Source organism: Ideonella aquatica (genome assembly GCF_018069755.1).
Lineage (GTDB): Bacteria > Pseudomonadota > Gammaproteobacteria > Burkholderiales > Burkholderiaceae_C > Ideonella > Ideonella aquatica.
Window position 1 is genome coordinate 16,241 of record NZ_JAGQDE010000025.1, and the last position, 14,654, is coordinate 30,894.

The following is a 14,654-nucleotide window of genomic DNA, read 5'->3' on the forward strand; positions in this document are numbered from 1 at the left end:
TCAGCGGCAGTCGCGCCAGGCCGGTGTGGCCGGCAGGCGCGCACGCGCTGCGCTGGAGGCGCGCTCGATGCGCAGCCGGTGCTCCACCGTGGGCGCCTGCAGCACCTGCACGCGGGCGGTGCGCACGCCGCGCGTCTGCAGGCGCTGCAGCGCGGCGTCGGCCTGTTGCGGATCGGTGTAGCGGCCCAGCAGCAGACCCGGCGCCAGCGCGCCCGGGGCGGGCTCGGCCGTCACGTTGATGCGCTGCAGTTCCTCGAGCTTGCGCTTTTGCTGCTCGGCGTCGGCGAAACGGCCCATGTACAGCCCCCAGCTGCCCGGCAGCTCGCGGCGCAGCTCCACCCAGGCCTCGGGTCCGATGCCGGCCAGCGCCATGCCTTGGCGCGCCTGCGCGAACGCGGCATCGTCCAGCGGGCCGGCTTCCAGGCAGGCCATCACCTCGGTGGCGCCGCTGGCGGCCGAGGCCGCGCGCGCCGGGGGCAGCAGCTCGACGCGCTCCGGGTGGACCTGGCGCGCCTGGCGCTGCGGCTCGCGCTGGTCGGCGCCCAGGCCCAGCGGTTCGGCCAGCGGCGGCCAGTGCAGGGCCCACCAGACCAGGTTGGCCAGCAGCAGCAGGATGACAAACAGGCGCAGCATCTCAGTCGGGCCGCACGCTGACCTCGCCGCTGACGATGCGCTGCACGCGCCCGTCGCAGCGCAGGCGCAGCGCGCCGTCGGCATCGACGCCATCGGCCAGGCCGCCGGGCAAGGCGGGGTCGGTGGTGCGGATCGCGCGGCCCATCAGCACGTCACGCGTGGCAAAGGCATCGGCAAAGGCGCCAAAGCCCTGGGCGTCAAAGCGGCGCAGTGCGGCGGCCAGCGTCGGCGCCACGCGGGCCAGCAGCGCGGGCGCGTCCAGCCCGGGCGCGACATCGGCCAGGCCGGCGGCCTGCAGCGCGGCGTCAGCCGGCGCGCGCAGGTTCAGGCCCACGCCCACCACCGCCACCCGCGGCCCCTGCGGCAGGGGCAGGCCCTCGACCAGGATGCCGCCCAGCTTGCGGCCATCGGCCAGCCACAGGTCGTTGGGCCACTTCAGGCGCAGCCAGGCGTTGGCGGGATCGATCGCCTCGGCCAGCGCCACGCCCACCGCCAGCGACAGGCCCGACCAGTCGGCGCGCGCCAGCGGCACCGCCAGCGAGAAGGTCAGCGCATCGCCCACGCCCGACTGCCACTGCCGGCCCAGACGGCCGCGGCCGGCGCTCTGGCGCTCGGCCACCAGCAGGCAGGGCGCGAAGGCCGCTCCGGCCTCGCGGGCGCGCTGCAGCAGCTCGGTGCTGGTCGAGCCGATCTCTGGCAGGGCCTCGGCCACCAGGCCGGGCCAGTGCGCGGCCAGGGCCGCACGCAGCTCCGGGATGCGCCAGTCCTGCATGGCCACGGGCGCTCAGCGGCGGCGGCGCTTGGGCACCAGCATCGTGCCGGTGCACCGGGGCGAGCCGCAGCGGCACGCGAAGCGCTTCTTCAGCGCCGGGGTGTAGCGCTCGTCCAGCGTCAGGCCGTAGATGTAGTTCAGCTCCTCGCCGGCACGGATCGCACGCAGGGTCTTGATGAAGACGCGGCCGTCGGTTTCCTCGGCCTCGCAGTTGGGCTCGCAGGCGTGGTTGATCCAGCGCGAGGCATTGCCGCCGTAGAGGGCGTCGATGGTCTCGCCGGTCTCGAGCTGGAAGTAGAAGGTGTGGTCGGGCTGGTCAGGGTCGTGGGGGTGGCGGCGCAGCGCCTCGTCCCAGTCGATGCGCTCGCCGGTGTACTCGATGACGGTCTCGCCCGGCTCGAAGTCGCGGGTGGCGAACACCCCCTTGCCGTGTACGCCGCTGCGGCGCACCTGGATCCCGGAGCCCAGGCGAGGGCGGGGCGTTTCTTGCGGCGTGTTCTTCATTGGGTACATTGAAATCATGGGCGCGCGCGTGCGTACGCGTGAGCGCGCGAGAGAACGCATTGTATGGAGGCGGCCGCAGCACCCTGCGGCGGCCCTTGAACCGAGACCGATGAGCAAATCACTGATCATTGCCGAGAAGCCCAGCGTGGCCCAGGACATCGTCCGCGCGCTGACCCCCGTGGCCGGCAAGTTCGAGAAGCTGGCCGACCACTTCGAGAATGACCGCTATGTGGTCACCTCGGCGGTGGGCCACCTGGTGGAAATCAAGGCCCCCGAGGCCTATGACGTCAAGCGCGGCAAGTGGAGCTTTGCCCACCTGCCGGTGGTGCCGCCGCACTTCGACCTGGCGCCGATCGACAAGGGCAAGGCGCGGCTGAACGCCGTGGTCAAGCTGGTCAAGCGCAAGGACGTGACCGAGCTGATCAACGCCTGTGACGCGGGGCGCGAGGGCGAGCTGATCTTCCGCCTGATCGTGCAGTACGCCGACACCGGCAAGACGCCGCTGGCCAAGCCGATCCGTCGCCTGTGGCTGCAGAGCATGACGCCGCAGGCGATCCGCGACGGCTTTGCGCAGCTGCGCAGCGACCAGCAGATGCTGGGCCTGGCCGACGCCGCACGCAGCCGCTCCGAGGCCGACTGGCTGGTGGGCATCAACGGCACGCGGGCGATGACCGCGTTCAACTCGCGCGATGGCGGCTTCTTCCTGACCACCGTGGGCCGGGTGCAGACGCCCACGCTGTCGATCGTGGTGGAGCGCGAGGAGAAGATCCGCAAGCACGTGCCGCGCGACTACTGGGAAATCAAGGCCACCTTCGGTGCCGCGGCCGGCCAGTACGACGGCAAGTGGTTCGATCCTGCCTTCAAGAAGAACGACGACCCGGACCGCCGCCAGGACCGCCTGTGGACGCTGGCCGAGGCGCAGGCCATCGTCGCCGAGGTCACCGGCCAGAGCGGCACCGTCACCGAGGAAAGCAAGCCCAGCAGCCAGTCCAGCCCGCTGCTGTACGACCTGACCACGCTGCAGCGCGAGGCCAACAGCCGCTTCGGCTTCTCGGCCAAGACCACGCTGTCGATCGCCCAGGCGCTGTACGAGAAACACAAGGTGCTGACCTACCCGCGGACGGACTCGCGCGCGCTGCCCGAGGACTACCTGGGCGTGGTCAAGCAGACCTTCGAGATGCTGGCCGACGAGGAACTGCCCGGCCCGCTGCGCAGCCTCAGCCAGCACGCCCGCAAGGGTCTGAACGACGGCTACGTCAAGCCCACCAAGCGGGTGTTCGACAACGCCAAGGTGTCGGACCACTTCGCCATCATTCCCACGCTGCAGGCGCCCAAGAGCCTGACCGAGATCGAGGCCAAGCTCTACGACCTGGTGGTCAAGCGCTTCCTGGCGGTGTTCTACCCGCCGGCCGAGTACCAGGTGACCACCCGCACCACCGCGGTCAAGCAGCACCGCTTCATCACCAACGGCAAGGTGCTGGTCAACCCGGGCTGGCTGGCGGTCTACGGCAAGGAGGCCCAGGACGAGGACGCCACGCTGGTGCCGGTCCAGCCGAACGAGACCGTGGCCACCGACGAGGTGGCGCTGAACGCGCTGCGCACCAAGCCGCCCGCGCGCTACACCGAAGCCACGCTGCTGAGCGCCATGGAAGGCGCCGGCAAGCTGATCGACGACGAGGAGTTGAAGGCCGCGATGCAGGAGAAGGGCCTGGGCACGCCAGCCACGCGCGCCGCCATCATCGAAGGCCTGATCACCGAGAAGTACATGCTGCGCGAGGGCCGCGACCTGATGCCCACCGCCAAGGCCTTCCAGCTGATGACCCTGCTGCGCGGCCTGGGCGTGGAAGACCTGACCAAGCCCGAGCTGACCGGCAACTGGGAGCACCAGCTGGCCGAGATGGAGCATGGCCGCCTGTCGCGCGAGCGCTTCATGGGCGAGATCGCCAAGATGGCCGAGCGCATCGTCAAGAAGGCCAAGGAATACGACCGCGACACCATCCCCGGCGACTACGCCACGCTGCAGGCGCCGTGCCCGCACTGCGGCGGCGTGGTCAAGGAGAACTACCGCCGCTTCACCTGCACCGGCGCTGACGGCGCGGCCGAGGGCTGCGGCTTCTCGATGACCAAGATCCCGGCCGGCCGCAGCTTCGAGCTGCCCGAGGTCGAGCGCTTCCTGACCGACAAGCGCATCGGCCCGCTGGAGGGCTTCCGCTCCAAGGCGGGCTGGCCCTTCACCGCCGAGCTGCAGCTGGTCTTTGACGACGAGATCGGCAACTGGAAGCTGGAGTTTGACTTCGGCGACGACGACAAGGCCAAGGACGACGGCGAGCCGGTGGACTTCAGCGGCCAGCAAAGCCTGGGCGCCTGCCCCAAGTGCGCCGGCCACGTGTACGAGCACGGCAGCAACTATGTGTGCGAGCACGCGGTGGGCGCGCACGTCACCTGCGACTTCAAGACCGGCCAGATCATCCTGACCCAGCCGATCGACCACGCCCAGGTGCACAAGCTGCTGACCACCGGCAAGACCGACCTGCTGGAGAACTTCGTCTCGAACAAGACACGGCGCAAGTTCAAGGCCTTCCTCACCTACGACAAGAAGGAAGGCAAGGTGATCTTCGAGTTCGAGCCGCGCGCCGCCAAGGTGCCGGCCAAGAAGGCCGCCGCCAAGAAGGCCACCGCCAGCGAGTGAGCGCGGTCCTCTTCGCCAAGCTGGCGGCGATCGGCCTGATCGCCGGCTTCGGCTGGGTGGTCGGCCGCATGCGCTGGCTGGGTGACGAGCGCGCCGAGCCGGCGCGGGTGCTGGCCAATGCGGCCTTCTTCCTGTTCGCGCCGGCGCTGCTGTTTCGCACCACCGCGCGGCTGGACCTGGCCCAGCTGCCCTGGGCGATGCTGGCCGCCTACTTCGTGCCGGTGGTGGCGATGATGCTGGGCGTCTACGCCTGGCAACGGCTGTGGCAGGTGCGCCGCGGCCTGCCGGTGGCGGCGCCGTCGGTGCGCTCGATCAGCGCCACCTTCGGCAACACACTGCAGATCGGCGTGCCGGTGGTCTCGGGCGTCTTCGGCGAAACCGGCCTGGGCCTGCTGCTGACGGTGATCAGCGTGCACGCGCTGGTGCTGCTGCTGGTGTGCACCACGCTGGTCGAGCTGGACCTGGCGCGCGCCCACGCCGCGCCCGACAGCGGCCTGGGCCCGGTGCTGGCCAGCACACTGCGCAATGCGCTGATCCACCCGGTGGTGCTGCCGGTGGTGGCCGGGCTGCTGTGGAACGCCACCGGCTGGCCGCTGCCCGGGCCGCTGGACGAGGTGCTGATCCTGCTGGGCTCGGCGATGGTGCCGCTGTGCCTGACGCTGATCGGCATGTCGCTGGCCTACCTGGGCCTGCCGCGCTCGCTGGGCGGCGCGCTGTCGGTGACCCTGCTCAAGCTGCTGCTGCAGCCGCTGCTGGTGTGGGCGGTGGCGGCCGGCGTGTTCGGTCTGTCGGGCCTGCCGCTGCAGGTGCTGGTGGTGGCCGCGGCGCTGCCCACCGGCAGCAACGCGATGATGTTCTCGCAGCGCTACCGCGCGCTGGAGGCCGAGACCACCGCCGTCAACGTGATCTCCACCCTGGGCTTTGCGCTCACCGTGCCGGCCTGGCTGTGGGCCTTGTCGCGTCTGGCCTGAGTCGCGCCTGCCACAAGCGCGGCCGGGCCGTGTGACCCGTGTCACTGGCGCCGGCCCTTTGCCGGCGCCGCAGCGTGGGCACTGGACATCCCGGGGTGCGCAGCGGGCGATTCTGGGTTTAACCTACGGGTTGCGACAACCGTTGCACCATGTCACGGTCGATACGCGGCGCGTCCCAGGACGCAGCCCCCGAAGAAGAGCCCAGGAGCGAGTCGTTGGAAGCCACCCCCCAGGAAGTCGGCGAGCCGCGCTTTGACGTGCGAGCGCGTCGAGCCCCCGACTGCCCCCTTGAGGGCCTGCAGCAGCGCCTGGTCGATCTGGCCCGCCTGCCGCCGGCCAAGGCGCAGTCGCTGGTCGAGGCCCTGCAGGCCGCGCCCACGGTGGTGCTGGGGCGTTCTGTCTCGCGCGAGCGCGCCGCCAAGGCCCAGCTCCTCAGCCGCGCCGGCCTGCACATCGAGATCACGCCGGTGCTGCAGCTGGCGCCCAAGCCGGTGTCGGATGTCGACGGCCGGGTCGAGTGCCCCGCCTGCGGCGAGATCATGGTGCCCGGGCCGCACCGCCAGTGCGCGCACTGCGGCGTCTACATCGACAAGGTCTCGCCCGAGGTGCTGATGCGGCGCAAGCTGCGCAAGCAGGAGCAGGCGCGCGTGCAGCTGCGCCTGGCGGCTGAGCAGCAGCAGTCGCGCCAGCGCGCTGAAGCCGAGATGGAGCAGCGCCTGCGCCAGGAGATCCGCGAGCAGCTGGAAAGCCGCCACGGTCTGGCGGGCCCGGGCCGGGCCCTGCCCGCCTGGCAGCGCCCGGCGATCCTGGGCGGCGGTGTGGTGCTGGCGGGCGCGGCCTTTGCCGCCGGCTGGTTCCTGCCCCACGGCGCCCCGCTGGACGCCGTGCCGGTGGCCACCGCCACTGCCGGCACTGCCGGGGTCCCCCCCGGCGAGCAGATCGAGCGCCTGCTGGCCCATGTGGACCGTGGCGAGCAGGCGCCGGGCGCCGGCCGGCGCCCAGCGCCGCCCATCTGGACGGTGGAGCCCGCCGACTCATTGCGCCCGGGGCCCGACGTGCCGCCGCAGTCCCCCGAGCAACTGCTGGCCACCTCCTTTGGGCGGGTCGAGGGCCTGCCGCCGCTGGGCGCGGGCCTGGCCTGGCCGGTCGACCTGCTGCCGGGCCTGCGCGCCGACCTGGCGGTGGCCCTGGCCGAATCGGGCCAGATGGGCCGCGCCGAGGAGCTGCTGCAGTCGCTGGAGCCCTGGCGCGCGAGCGTTGATCCGCGCCTGACCGAGCAACTGCGCCGCGCCCGCCTGTTGGTGCATGCCTGGGGCCTGTACGACCACGGGCTGACCACCGTGCAGCCGCTGCTGACGCGCCTGAGCGAGGGCCTGCGCAGCATGGTCGACCCGATCGAGCGCGCCAGCCTGCTGGCCCAGGTGGTGCCGGTGATGGCCCGTGCGCCGGCGGTGTCCGACGAGGTGATCACCGGCCTGATCCGCCAGACCGGCGCCGCCGTCAAGGCCGTGGCCGAACCCGGTCCGCGCCACCGCCTGACCGAGGCCTGGATCGTGGCCGAGGCCCAGGTGCTGCTGGCCCGCGCCGAGCACGAGGCTGTCAGCGGCCACTTCAGCCGCCTGCGCGCCCGCATCGCCGCGCTGGCGGCGCTGCAGCCGCAGACCATCGAGCCGGCCACCCAGGCGCGGCTGCTGGCCAGGCAGGTGCGCATCAGCCAGCTGGCTGGTGAATCCACCGAGCGGCTGGTCATGGCCTGGCTGCAGGCCGTCGAGCGTGTGCCCACGATGGCCGAACAGGCCGACCTGCTGCGCGAGGCCGTGGAGCAGCCCGGTGGCGCGCTGCTTGACGATGCGCGCCGCCTGGCCGGCCGCCTGGCCACCCGCGGCGAGGCGGCCGGCCAGGGCGCTGCCCGGGCCGAGGGCCTGGGGCGCCTGTCGCTGCTGTGGGCCGAGCTGGGCGACGCCGACCAGGCCTCGCTGTGGCGCCAGCGTGCGCTGCAGACACCGGGCCTGCAGCCCGAGACCGCGCTGCGCCTGCGCGCCCAGCTCACCACCGAGGCCGAGATCGGTCTGGCCCAGGCCACGCAGCGCCTGGGCGAACTGGCGCGCGCCGAAAGCCACTGGCGCCGCGTCGCCACCTACGTGCTCTGAACAGCGCTGCCGCAGCCCATCCGGGATAATCCCGGGCATGAACCCGCTCGACATTCCCGCCTACATGGCCCATGTCGGTGTGGCGGCCCGTGCCGCCGCCACCGCCATGGCGCGTGCCGGCTCCCGCGAGAAGAACCTGGCCCTGACCGAACTGGCCGCGCGCCTGCGCAGCCATGGCCCGCAGCTGGCCCAGGCCAATGCGCAGGACATCGCCGCCGCCGAGGCTGCTGGCCTGGCTGCGCCGATGGTCGACCGCCTGCGCCTGACCCCCAAAGTGCTGGAGACCGTGGCCGAGGGCTGCGAGCAGCTCGCCGCGATGCCCGATCCGGTGGGCGAGATCTCGCAAGTCAAGCGCCGCCCCACCGGCATCAGCGTGGGCCAGATGCGCGTGCCGCTGGGCGTGTTCGGCATGATCTACGAGAGCCGCCCGAACGTCACGATCGAGGCCGCTTCGCTGGCCATCAAGAGCGGCAACGCCTGCGTGCTGCGCGGCGGCTCGGAGGCCATTCACTCCAACCTGGCGCTGTGGAAGCTGGTGCAGCAGGCGCTGGTGGCCGCCGGCCTGCCGGCCGAGGCCGTGCAGTTGGTGGAAACCACCGACCGCGCCGCCGTGGGCCGCCTGATCGCCATGCCCGAGTACGTGGACGTGATCATCCCGCGCGGCGGCAAGGGCCTGATCGAGCGCATCAGCGCCGAGGCCAAGGTGCCGGTGATCAAGCACCTGGACGGCAACTGCCACACCTACGTCGACGCCCAGGTCGACCTGGCGCAGGCGCTGGTGGTGACCGACAACGCCAAGACCCAGAAGTACAGCCCCTGCAATGCCACCGAATCGCTGCTGGTGCACGAGGCCGTGGCGCCGGACTTCCTGCCGCGCATGGGCGCGATCTTTGCTGCCAAGGGCGTGGAGATGCGCTGCGACGCGGCCAGCAAGGCGCTGCTGGCGGCGGTGCCCGGTGCGCAACTGGTGGACGCGCAGGACAGCGACTGGGGCGAGGAGTACCTGGCGCCCATCATCAGCATCAAGCTGGTGAGCAGCCTGGACGAGGCCATCGCCCACATCAATCTGCACGGCAGCCACCACACCGACGCCATCCTCACGACGAACCACCCGAACGCGATGCGCTTTCTGCGCGAGGTGGATTCGGCCAGCGTGATGGTCAATGCCAGCACCCGCTTTGCTGACGGCTTCGAGTACGGCCTGGGCGCCGAGATCGGCATCAGCACCGACAAGTTCCACGCCCGCGGGCCGGTGGGGCTGGAAGGCCTGACCTCGATGAAGTGGGTGGTGTTGGGGCAGGGCGAGATCCGGCGCTGAGCATGGCCGTCGATCCGCGCACGGCGATCGTGCTCTTCTCGGGTGGGCAGGACTCCACCGTCTGCCTGGCCTGGGCGCTGGCGCGTTTCGCCCGCGTCGAGACGCTGGGCTTCGACTATGGCCAGCGCCACCGCATTGAGCTGGACTGCCGGCTGACCGTGCGCCAGGAGCTGGCCCGCCAGTTTCCGCAGTGGGGCGAACGGCTGGGCGAGGACCACCTGCTGGACCTGTCGCTGCTGGGCCAGATCAGCGACTGCGCGCTCACCGCTGAGCGCGCGATCGAGTTGCAGGCGAACGGCCTGCCCAACACCTTCGTGCCCGGGCGCAATCTGCTGTTCCTGGGCTTTGCCGCCACGCTGGCCTACCGCCGCAGCGCCAGCGTGCTGGTGGGCGGCATGTGCGAGACCGACTACTCCGGCTACCCCGACTGCCGTGACAACACGCTCAAGGCGCTGCAGGTGGCGCTGTCGCTGGGCCTGGACACGCCGATGACGCTGGAGACGCCGCTGATGTTCCTGACCAAGGCCGACACCTGGGCGCTGTCCCACAGCTTGGGCGGCGAGGCCTTGAACGCACTGATTGCCGAGCACACCCACACCTGCTACCTGGGCGAGCGCGGCCAGCGCCACGCCTGGGGCCATGGCTGCGGCCACTGCCCGGCCTGTGCGCTGCGCGCGCGCGGCCACGCCGAGTGGCTGGCCCGGGGAGCCGCCTGATGGACCTGCTGGACTGGGACACGCTGCGCCCCTGGCTGCTGCGCATGGCCGTGCTGGCGGTGCTGCTGTTCTGGGTGGTGGGCGCCTACAACCGGCTGATGCGCCTGCGCCAGGCCCTGGCCCAGGCCTGGGGCCAGATCGATGAGCAGCTCACCCGCCGCGCCGCCGCGCTGGAGCCGCTGCTGGCCCAGCTGCAAGAGCCCATGGCCAGCGAGGCCACCACGCTGGCCGCGCTGGCCGCTGCGCTCGACAAGCAGCAAGCTGCCGCCCGCGCCGCCCGCGCCCGCCCGGCCTCGGCCGTGGCCCTGCAGGCCTGGGTGGTGGCCGAGGGCGAACTGGCCTCGCCCCTGGCCCGCCTGTCAGCGCTGGTGGAGCAGCACGCCGAGCTGGCCCAGTCCGAATCCATCCGCCCGCTGCGCACCGCCCTGGCCGAGGTGACCCCCAACCTGGCCTACGCCCGCCAGACCTACACCGCCGCCGCCGACACCTACAACACCGCAATCGAGGAATTCCCGACGCGGCTGTTGATGCCGGTGTTCCGGTTCAGGGCAGCAGCGCGCGTGTAGCGTGCGTCTGAAATCTGCCCGGAGCAGCCGAAGGCTGCTGTGGGCAGAGCCCTTTTCCGTTGAGCTCCCCCCAGCCCCCCTCCAAGAAGGGGGCTCCAGCATGAGCTTCGGGCCGGCCTACCGGCCGGCGTAGCGCTGGCACGCTGGGCGCATCACCCTTTGTCGTTCTGACTGGAGCCACCCTCTTGGAGGGGGGCTGGGGGGAGCTCCATGTGCGGGCCTCTGCCCGGAGCAGCCTTCGGCTGCTCCGGGCAGAAAACGGACCCTAAGTCGTGGGTGTCACTGCCGCGGGCAGATACACCGCACAGAACTCCGGCGGCATGCGGCGCGCCTGGCCGCTGCTGATCTCGATGCAGACCAGTTGCCAGCGGCCGCGCAACACGGTGGCGCCGTCGCGCAGGCGGCGCAGCTGGAAGCGGCGCTCCATGCGCAGGCGGCCGTCGCCGGGCAGCAGCCAGGTGGCCAGCTCCAGCGCGTCGCCCAGCTGGGTGGGCAGCAGGTAGTCGTACTCGCCGCGGTGGATGGCCATGGCGCGGTCCAGGCGGCGGTAGTCGGCGATCGACAGGCCCAGGGCCTCGGAGTGGGCCCAGCCGGCCTGCTCGCACCAGCGCAGGTAGACGGCGTTGTTGGTGTGGTCCAGGCCGTCGATGTCGCCGGGTTCAGGCGCCACGCGCAGCAGGAAGGGGCGGGGCAGGTCCCAGTCGTCCATGCTCTTCAGCGCCGGGCACACCAGCTGTCCAGGTGGGTTTCGAAGACCGGGCCGCCGTCGACGATGTCGATGTGGTGGCTGTAGCGGAAGCCCGCGTCGGCCAGCGTGTCCATCCACAGTCGGGCCGAGGGCGCGGCCTGGGCCATGGCCGCCTGCGCGGCGGGGCTCAGGAAGGACGCGTAGACCACCTGGCGCGGCATCAGCGCGGCCAGCTGGGCGCGGCCATCCCCGCCCAGGCGCTGCAGCACCGCGTCGGGGTCGCCCGCGTGGAAATGCCGACCCAGGCCCTGCCAGAACGGCGAGCGGCCCTGGTCGTCGCGCAGGCCAGGCAGCTCGGCGATCACCATGCCGCCCTGCAGCGCGCGAGTGGCCTGCAGGTGCTCGCGCGCGGCCATCAGCAAGGCGCGCCAGGCCAAGGCCTGGGCTGCGGCGTCCAGCGCGGGGTGGTGCGCACCGGCGGCGAGTTCGCTGGCTCCGGTGTGGTCATTGCCCAGCAGCAGCGTGTGCTGGCGGTGGAACAACTGCAGCTCGGGCGCCGCATGCACCACGCAGCCCACGTGGTACCAGTGGCGCGGCCGCCGCAGGCCGATCGGGCCACGCACGCGCAGGCAGGCGGACGGACCGCAGGCGCCGTCAGCGCCCTCAGCCAACAACCAGGCGGCGGCAGTGCCGGGTTCGGGCAGCGTGGTGTCGGCCGAAGCGGGCAGCCAGGCGCTCAGCACCGGCACATCGGCAGCCTGCACGGGGCGAACAGTCCAGCGCATCGTCAGACTCCGTCGGGGCCATCCAGCGCGGCCACGCACAGGCTGTCGCCCACGCTGAGACCCAGCAAGGCGGCCTCGTCGTCACGCAGTGCCACGGCCGGCGCCGTGGCGTCCAGTTCCAGCAGTGTGGCGCGCCAGTGCTGCAGGCGCCGGCCTGCGGCCAGGTGGGTGGCGTGGCCGCCGCGCGTGGCGCGCGGCGCGGGCGGCAGCACGCCCACGCTGCGCAGGCGGCGCGCGGTCTTGAGCATCGGCAGCCGGGCCTCCATCGTCGGGCCGCCATCGAAGACGTTGAGCCAGGTGTCGGCGTCAAAGCCCTCGTCCAGCAGGATCGAGAAGGGCCGCTCGGCCACCGGGTGCAGCTGGCCCAACGCCCACTGCGTGGCCTCGTCCAGCAGCGGCACGTAGATCGGCGACTGCGGCAGCAGCTCGGCCAGGAAGGCGCGGCCCTGGCCGCTGGCCAGGCGCTCGGCGGCGGGGTAGTCCAGGTGAAAGAAGCGCCGGCCCACCGCATCCCAGAACGGGCAGGCGCCGGATTCGTCGGCCAGGCCGGGGTGCTCCGAGACGATGCGGTCGGTGAAGCGCTCGGGGAAGCTGGCGATGAACAGCAGGCGGCCGCGCGACAGCAACTGCGCACCGGGGCCGGCCTCATGGGCGGGGTCGATGTGGAAGCCGGTGAGCACGGTGGCACCGGTCAGGTCGTGGCACAGGTGCAGCGTGTGGATGCGGTTGCGCGCCCCCAGGGCCGGGCTGGCGTGCACGGTGAACTCGTTGCGGTAGCTGTAGAAGCGGTCGCCCGCCCCGGCGCGCGCAGCGATGCCCGCGGTGCCCACCAGCGCGCCGGCCTGCTGGCGGTCTTCCAGCACAAAGAGGTAGTGGGCGTCGGGCTCATCGCCGTCGGCAAAGCTGTGCTGAGAGCGGATGATGCGCTCGCGCAGCGCCTCGCGGTCAGCCGGCAAGGAACTGATGCCGATCGCGCTGGCCCCGGCCAGGCGCTCCAGACCGGTCAGGTCGGCCAGCGCGGCCGGCCGCAGCAGGTAGCGTGGGGCGTCGGCCATGCTCAGACGCTGCGCTCGTCGCGGGCCGCGTTGCCGGGTGCGGGCTGGGTGGCCGCGGCGTCGCGCCACGTCTGGGCGCGCAGGCCGCGCTCGTCGCGCGGCGTGCGGCCGAAGTGGGCGCGGTAGGCGTTGGAAAAATGCGGCCCGCTGGCAAAGCCGCAGGCCAGGCCGATCTGCAGGATCGACTGCGGCGTCTGGCGCAGCAGCGCCTGCGCGCGCTCCAGCCGCAGGCCCAGGTACCAGCGTGAGGGCAGCGCATCCAGGTGCTGACGGAACAGGCGCTCCAGGTGCCGGCGCGACACGCCCACCAGGCGCGCCACTTCCTCGGTGGGCAGGGGCTCGGACAGGTTGGCCTCCATCAGCGCCAGGGCTTCGGCCAGCTTGGCCGAGCCGGCGCCGCCGCGGCCACTGCCGGGCACGCGCTGACGCTCGTCGGCGGCACGCGGGCCGGCCAGGCCGGCCTGGGCCGCCAGCTCCTGCGCCAGCCGGTCGCCGTGGTGGCGGCCCAGCCAGGCGATCATCAGGTCGCGCGCGGCCTCGCCACCGGCGCTGCTCAGGCGCTGGCGGTCGATCTCGAAGCGCTGCTGCGACAGCACCACGCCCGGGTGGCGCTCGGCCTGGGCCGCCAGGTGCGGCCAATGCAGCGTGGCGCGGTGGCCTTGCAGCAGGCCAGCCTCGGCCAGCCAGGCGGCCCCGGTGCCCACGCCGCCCAGGCAGGCGCCAGCGGCGGCCTGCTCGCGCAGCCACTGCAGCACCGCCGGGCCCAGCGGGTCATGCGCGGTCCACGGCAGGTCACTGACCACCACGGCCAGCTGCAAGGGCGGCGCTGCGCGCAGTTCGGTGCAGACCACCCAGGCGCCCGAGCCCGCGCGCACCGGCCGACCATCGATCGACAGCATCAGCGGCTCGGGAATGCGCCCCGGGTGCAGCGGCGCGGCCTGCGCCAGCGGGTCGATCACGCCCGCCAGCGTGCCCAGCGAGAAGCCGGGCAGCAACAGGCAGCCGACGCGTGCGGAGCTCATCGTGTGCCTACTTCAGTCCACCACTGAGGAACTGCCGCAGCCGATCGCTGGCCGGGCGCACCAGCACCTCGCGCGGCGCGCCTTGCTCTTCGATCACACCCTGGTGCAGGAAGATCGCATGGCTGGCCACCTCGCGGGCGAACTCCATCTCGTGGGTGACCACCAGCATGGTGCGGCCCTCGGCGGCGAGTTCGCGCATCACCTTCAGCACCTCGCCCACCAGCTCGGGATCGAGGGCCGAGGTGGGCTCGTCGAACAGCATCACCTCGGGGTCGACCGCCAGCGCGCGGGCGATGGCCACGCGCTGCTGCTCACCCCCCGACAGCTGCGCCGGGTAGACCTGCAGGCGGTGCGACAGGCCCACCCGCGCCAGCAGTTGCTCGCCGCGCTCCACCGCCTGGGCGCGCGGCTGGCCCAGCACATGGATCGGCGCCTCGATGACGTTTTCCAGCACGGTGCGGTGCTGCCACAGGTTGAAGCTCTGGAAGACAAAGGCCAGGCGGGCGCGCCAGTGGCGCAGCTGGGCGTCGTCGGCCGCGGTCAGGCTGCCGTCGCGGTCGCGCTTGAGGGCCAGGGTCTCGTCGCCCAGGCGCAGCGTGCCCTCAAACGGCTGCTCCAGCAGGTTCAGGCAGCGCAGCAGCGTGCTCTTGCCCGAGCCGCTGGAGCCGATGATGGCCACCACGTCACCCGGTTGGGCGCTGAGCGAGACACCGCGCAGCACCTCGCGCTCGCCGAAGCGCTTGTGCAGGTTGTCGACGCTCAGTCCGAGATGCGCACTCATGGCC

At 72.2% G+C, this 14,654-nt stretch carries 14 protein-coding genes; 6 read left to right on the plus strand and 8 right to left on the minus strand.

The features are described 5' to 3' along the window. From KAK06_RS20050 to KAK06_RS20060, 3 genes are read right to left on the minus strand one after another with little or no spacing between them, the layout of a single operon-like run. Positions 1–633 (minus strand): hypothetical protein, encoded by a 633-nt coding sequence (locus tag KAK06_RS20050; RefSeq protein WP_210803944.1) that lies wholly within the window; start codon positions 631–633, stop codon positions 1–3. A 1-nt stretch (position 634) separates the two neighbouring features. After that, positions 635–1,405, minus strand: a complete 771-nt coding sequence (locus tag KAK06_RS20055; RefSeq protein WP_210803981.1) for a biotin--[acetyl-CoA-carboxylase] ligase — start codon at positions 1,403–1,405, stop codon at positions 635–637. A 12-nt stretch (positions 1,406–1,417) separates the two neighbouring features. Next, positions 1,418–1,909 (minus strand): SET domain-containing protein, encoded by a 492-nt coding sequence (locus KAK06_RS20060; RefSeq protein WP_210803946.1) that lies wholly within the window; start codon positions 1,907–1,909, stop codon positions 1,418–1,420. A gap of 109 nt (positions 1,910–2,018) precedes the next feature. On the opposite strand from KAK06_RS20060, the gene KAK06_RS20065 reads away from it, so the two are divergent. The 6 genes from KAK06_RS20065 (at position 2,019) to KAK06_RS20090 (ending at position 10,319) form a co-directional block, all read left to right on the plus strand. After that, the gene (locus KAK06_RS20065; protein ID WP_210803948.1) at positions 2,019–4,598 is read left to right on the plus strand and encodes a DNA topoisomerase III; all 2,580 of its coding nucleotides are present in this window, start codon (positions 2,019–2,021) and stop codon (positions 4,596–4,598) included. Next, a complete protein-coding gene (locus tag KAK06_RS20070) occupies positions 4,595–5,569 on the plus strand; it encodes an AEC family transporter (protein ID WP_210803949.1) in 975 nt (324 codons plus the stop codon). The genes KAK06_RS20065 and KAK06_RS20070 overlap by 4 nt, the downstream gene beginning before the upstream one ends. A gap of 215 nt (positions 5,570–5,784) precedes the next feature. After that, positions 5,785–7,719: a bL32 family ribosomal protein gene (locus KAK06_RS20075; RefSeq protein WP_210803950.1), complete on the plus strand. Its 1,935-nt coding sequence runs from the start codon at positions 5,785–5,787 to the stop codon at positions 7,717–7,719. A gap of 37 nt (positions 7,720–7,756) precedes the next feature. Beyond that, positions 7,757–9,037, plus strand: coding sequence for a glutamate-5-semialdehyde dehydrogenase (locus tag KAK06_RS20080; RefSeq protein ID WP_210803951.1), 1,281 nt, complete (start codon positions 7,757–7,759; stop codon positions 9,035–9,037). Positions 9,038–9,039: 2 nt separating this feature from the next. Continuing rightward, positions 9,040–9,753 (plus strand): 7-cyano-7-deazaguanine synthase QueC, encoded by a 714-nt coding sequence (gene queC / locus KAK06_RS20085; RefSeq protein WP_210803952.1) that lies wholly within the window; start codon positions 9,040–9,042, stop codon positions 9,751–9,753. Then, a complete protein-coding gene (locus tag KAK06_RS20090; protein WP_210803953.1) occupies positions 9,753–10,319 on the plus strand; it encodes a LemA family protein in 567 nt (188 codons plus the stop codon). Before queC ends, KAK06_RS20090 begins: the two co-directional genes overlap by 1 nt. A 265-nt stretch (positions 10,320–10,584) precedes the next feature. On the opposite strand, the gene KAK06_RS20095 is transcribed toward KAK06_RS20090, so the two are convergent. Genes KAK06_RS20095 through KAK06_RS20115 form a run of 5 tightly spaced genes read right to left on the minus strand, consistent with a single transcriptional unit; the run spans position 10,585 to position 14,650 of the window. After that, positions 10,585–11,028, minus strand: a complete 444-nt coding sequence (locus tag KAK06_RS20095) for an acyl-CoA thioesterase (protein ID WP_210803954.1) — start codon at positions 11,026–11,028, stop codon at positions 10,585–10,587. Between the two features lie 5 nt (positions 11,029–11,033). Then, positions 11,034–11,792 (minus strand): arginine N-succinyltransferase, encoded by a 759-nt coding sequence (locus KAK06_RS20100; protein WP_210803955.1) that lies wholly within the window; start codon positions 11,790–11,792, stop codon positions 11,034–11,036. Between the two features lie 2 nt (positions 11,793–11,794). Further along, complete coding sequence (gene astA / locus KAK06_RS20105; protein ID WP_210803956.1) at positions 11,795–12,847, minus strand: arginine N-succinyltransferase; 1,053 nt, start codon at positions 12,845–12,847, stop codon at positions 11,795–11,797. Positions 12,848–12,849: 2 nt separating this feature from the next. Continuing rightward, positions 12,850–13,869, minus strand: a complete 1,020-nt coding sequence (locus KAK06_RS20110) for a GlxA family transcriptional regulator (RefSeq protein ID WP_210803957.1) — start codon at positions 13,867–13,869, stop codon at positions 12,850–12,852. Positions 13,870–13,876: 7 nt separating this feature from the next. Then, positions 13,877–14,650, minus strand: coding sequence for an ABC transporter ATP-binding protein (locus tag KAK06_RS20115; RefSeq protein WP_210803958.1), 774 nt, complete (start codon positions 14,648–14,650; stop codon positions 13,877–13,879). Positions 14,651–14,654: the final 4 nt, after the last annotated feature.

Excerpts from the sequence above, each read along its gene's own strand:
- KAK06_RS20050 (WP_210803944.1), bottom strand. The coding sequence starts at position 633 with ATGCTGCGCCTGTTTGTCATCCTGCTGCTGCTGGCCAACCTGGTCTGG.
- KAK06_RS20055 (WP_210803981.1), bottom strand. The coding sequence starts at position 1,405 with ATGCAGGACTGGCGCATCCCGGAGCTGCGTGCGGCCCTGGCCGCGCAC.
- KAK06_RS20060 (WP_210803946.1), bottom strand. The coding sequence starts at position 1,909 with ATGAAGAACACGCCGCAAGAAACGCCCCGCCCTCGCCTGGGCTCCGGG.
- KAK06_RS20065 (WP_210803948.1), top strand. The coding sequence starts at position 2,019 with ATGAGCAAATCACTGATCATTGCCGAGAAGCCCAGCGTGGCCCAGGAC.
- KAK06_RS20080 (WP_210803951.1), top strand. The coding sequence starts at position 7,757 with ATGAACCCGCTCGACATTCCCGCCTACATGGCCCATGTCGGTGTGGCG.
- queC (WP_210803952.1), top strand. The coding sequence starts at position 9,040 with ATGGCCGTCGATCCGCGCACGGCGATCGTGCTCTTCTCGGGTGGGCAG.
- KAK06_RS20090 (WP_210803953.1), top strand. The coding sequence starts at position 9,753 with ATGGACCTGCTGGACTGGGACACGCTGCGCCCCTGGCTGCTGCGCATG.
- KAK06_RS20095 (WP_210803954.1), bottom strand. The coding sequence starts at position 11,028 with ATGGACGACTGGGACCTGCCCCGCCCCTTCCTGCTGCGCGTGGCGCCT.
- KAK06_RS20100 (WP_210803955.1), bottom strand. The coding sequence starts at position 11,792 with ATGCGCTGGACTGTTCGCCCCGTGCAGGCTGCCGATGTGCCGGTGCTG.
- astA (WP_210803956.1), bottom strand. The coding sequence starts at position 12,847 with ATGGCCGACGCCCCACGCTACCTGCTGCGGCCGGCCGCGCTGGCCGAC.
- KAK06_RS20110 (WP_210803957.1), bottom strand. The coding sequence starts at position 13,869 with ATGAGCTCCGCACGCGTCGGCTGCCTGTTGCTGCCCGGCTTCTCGCTG.
- KAK06_RS20115 (WP_210803958.1), bottom strand. The coding sequence starts at position 14,650 with ATGAGTGCGCATCTCGGACTGAGCGTCGACAACCTGCACAAGCGCTTC.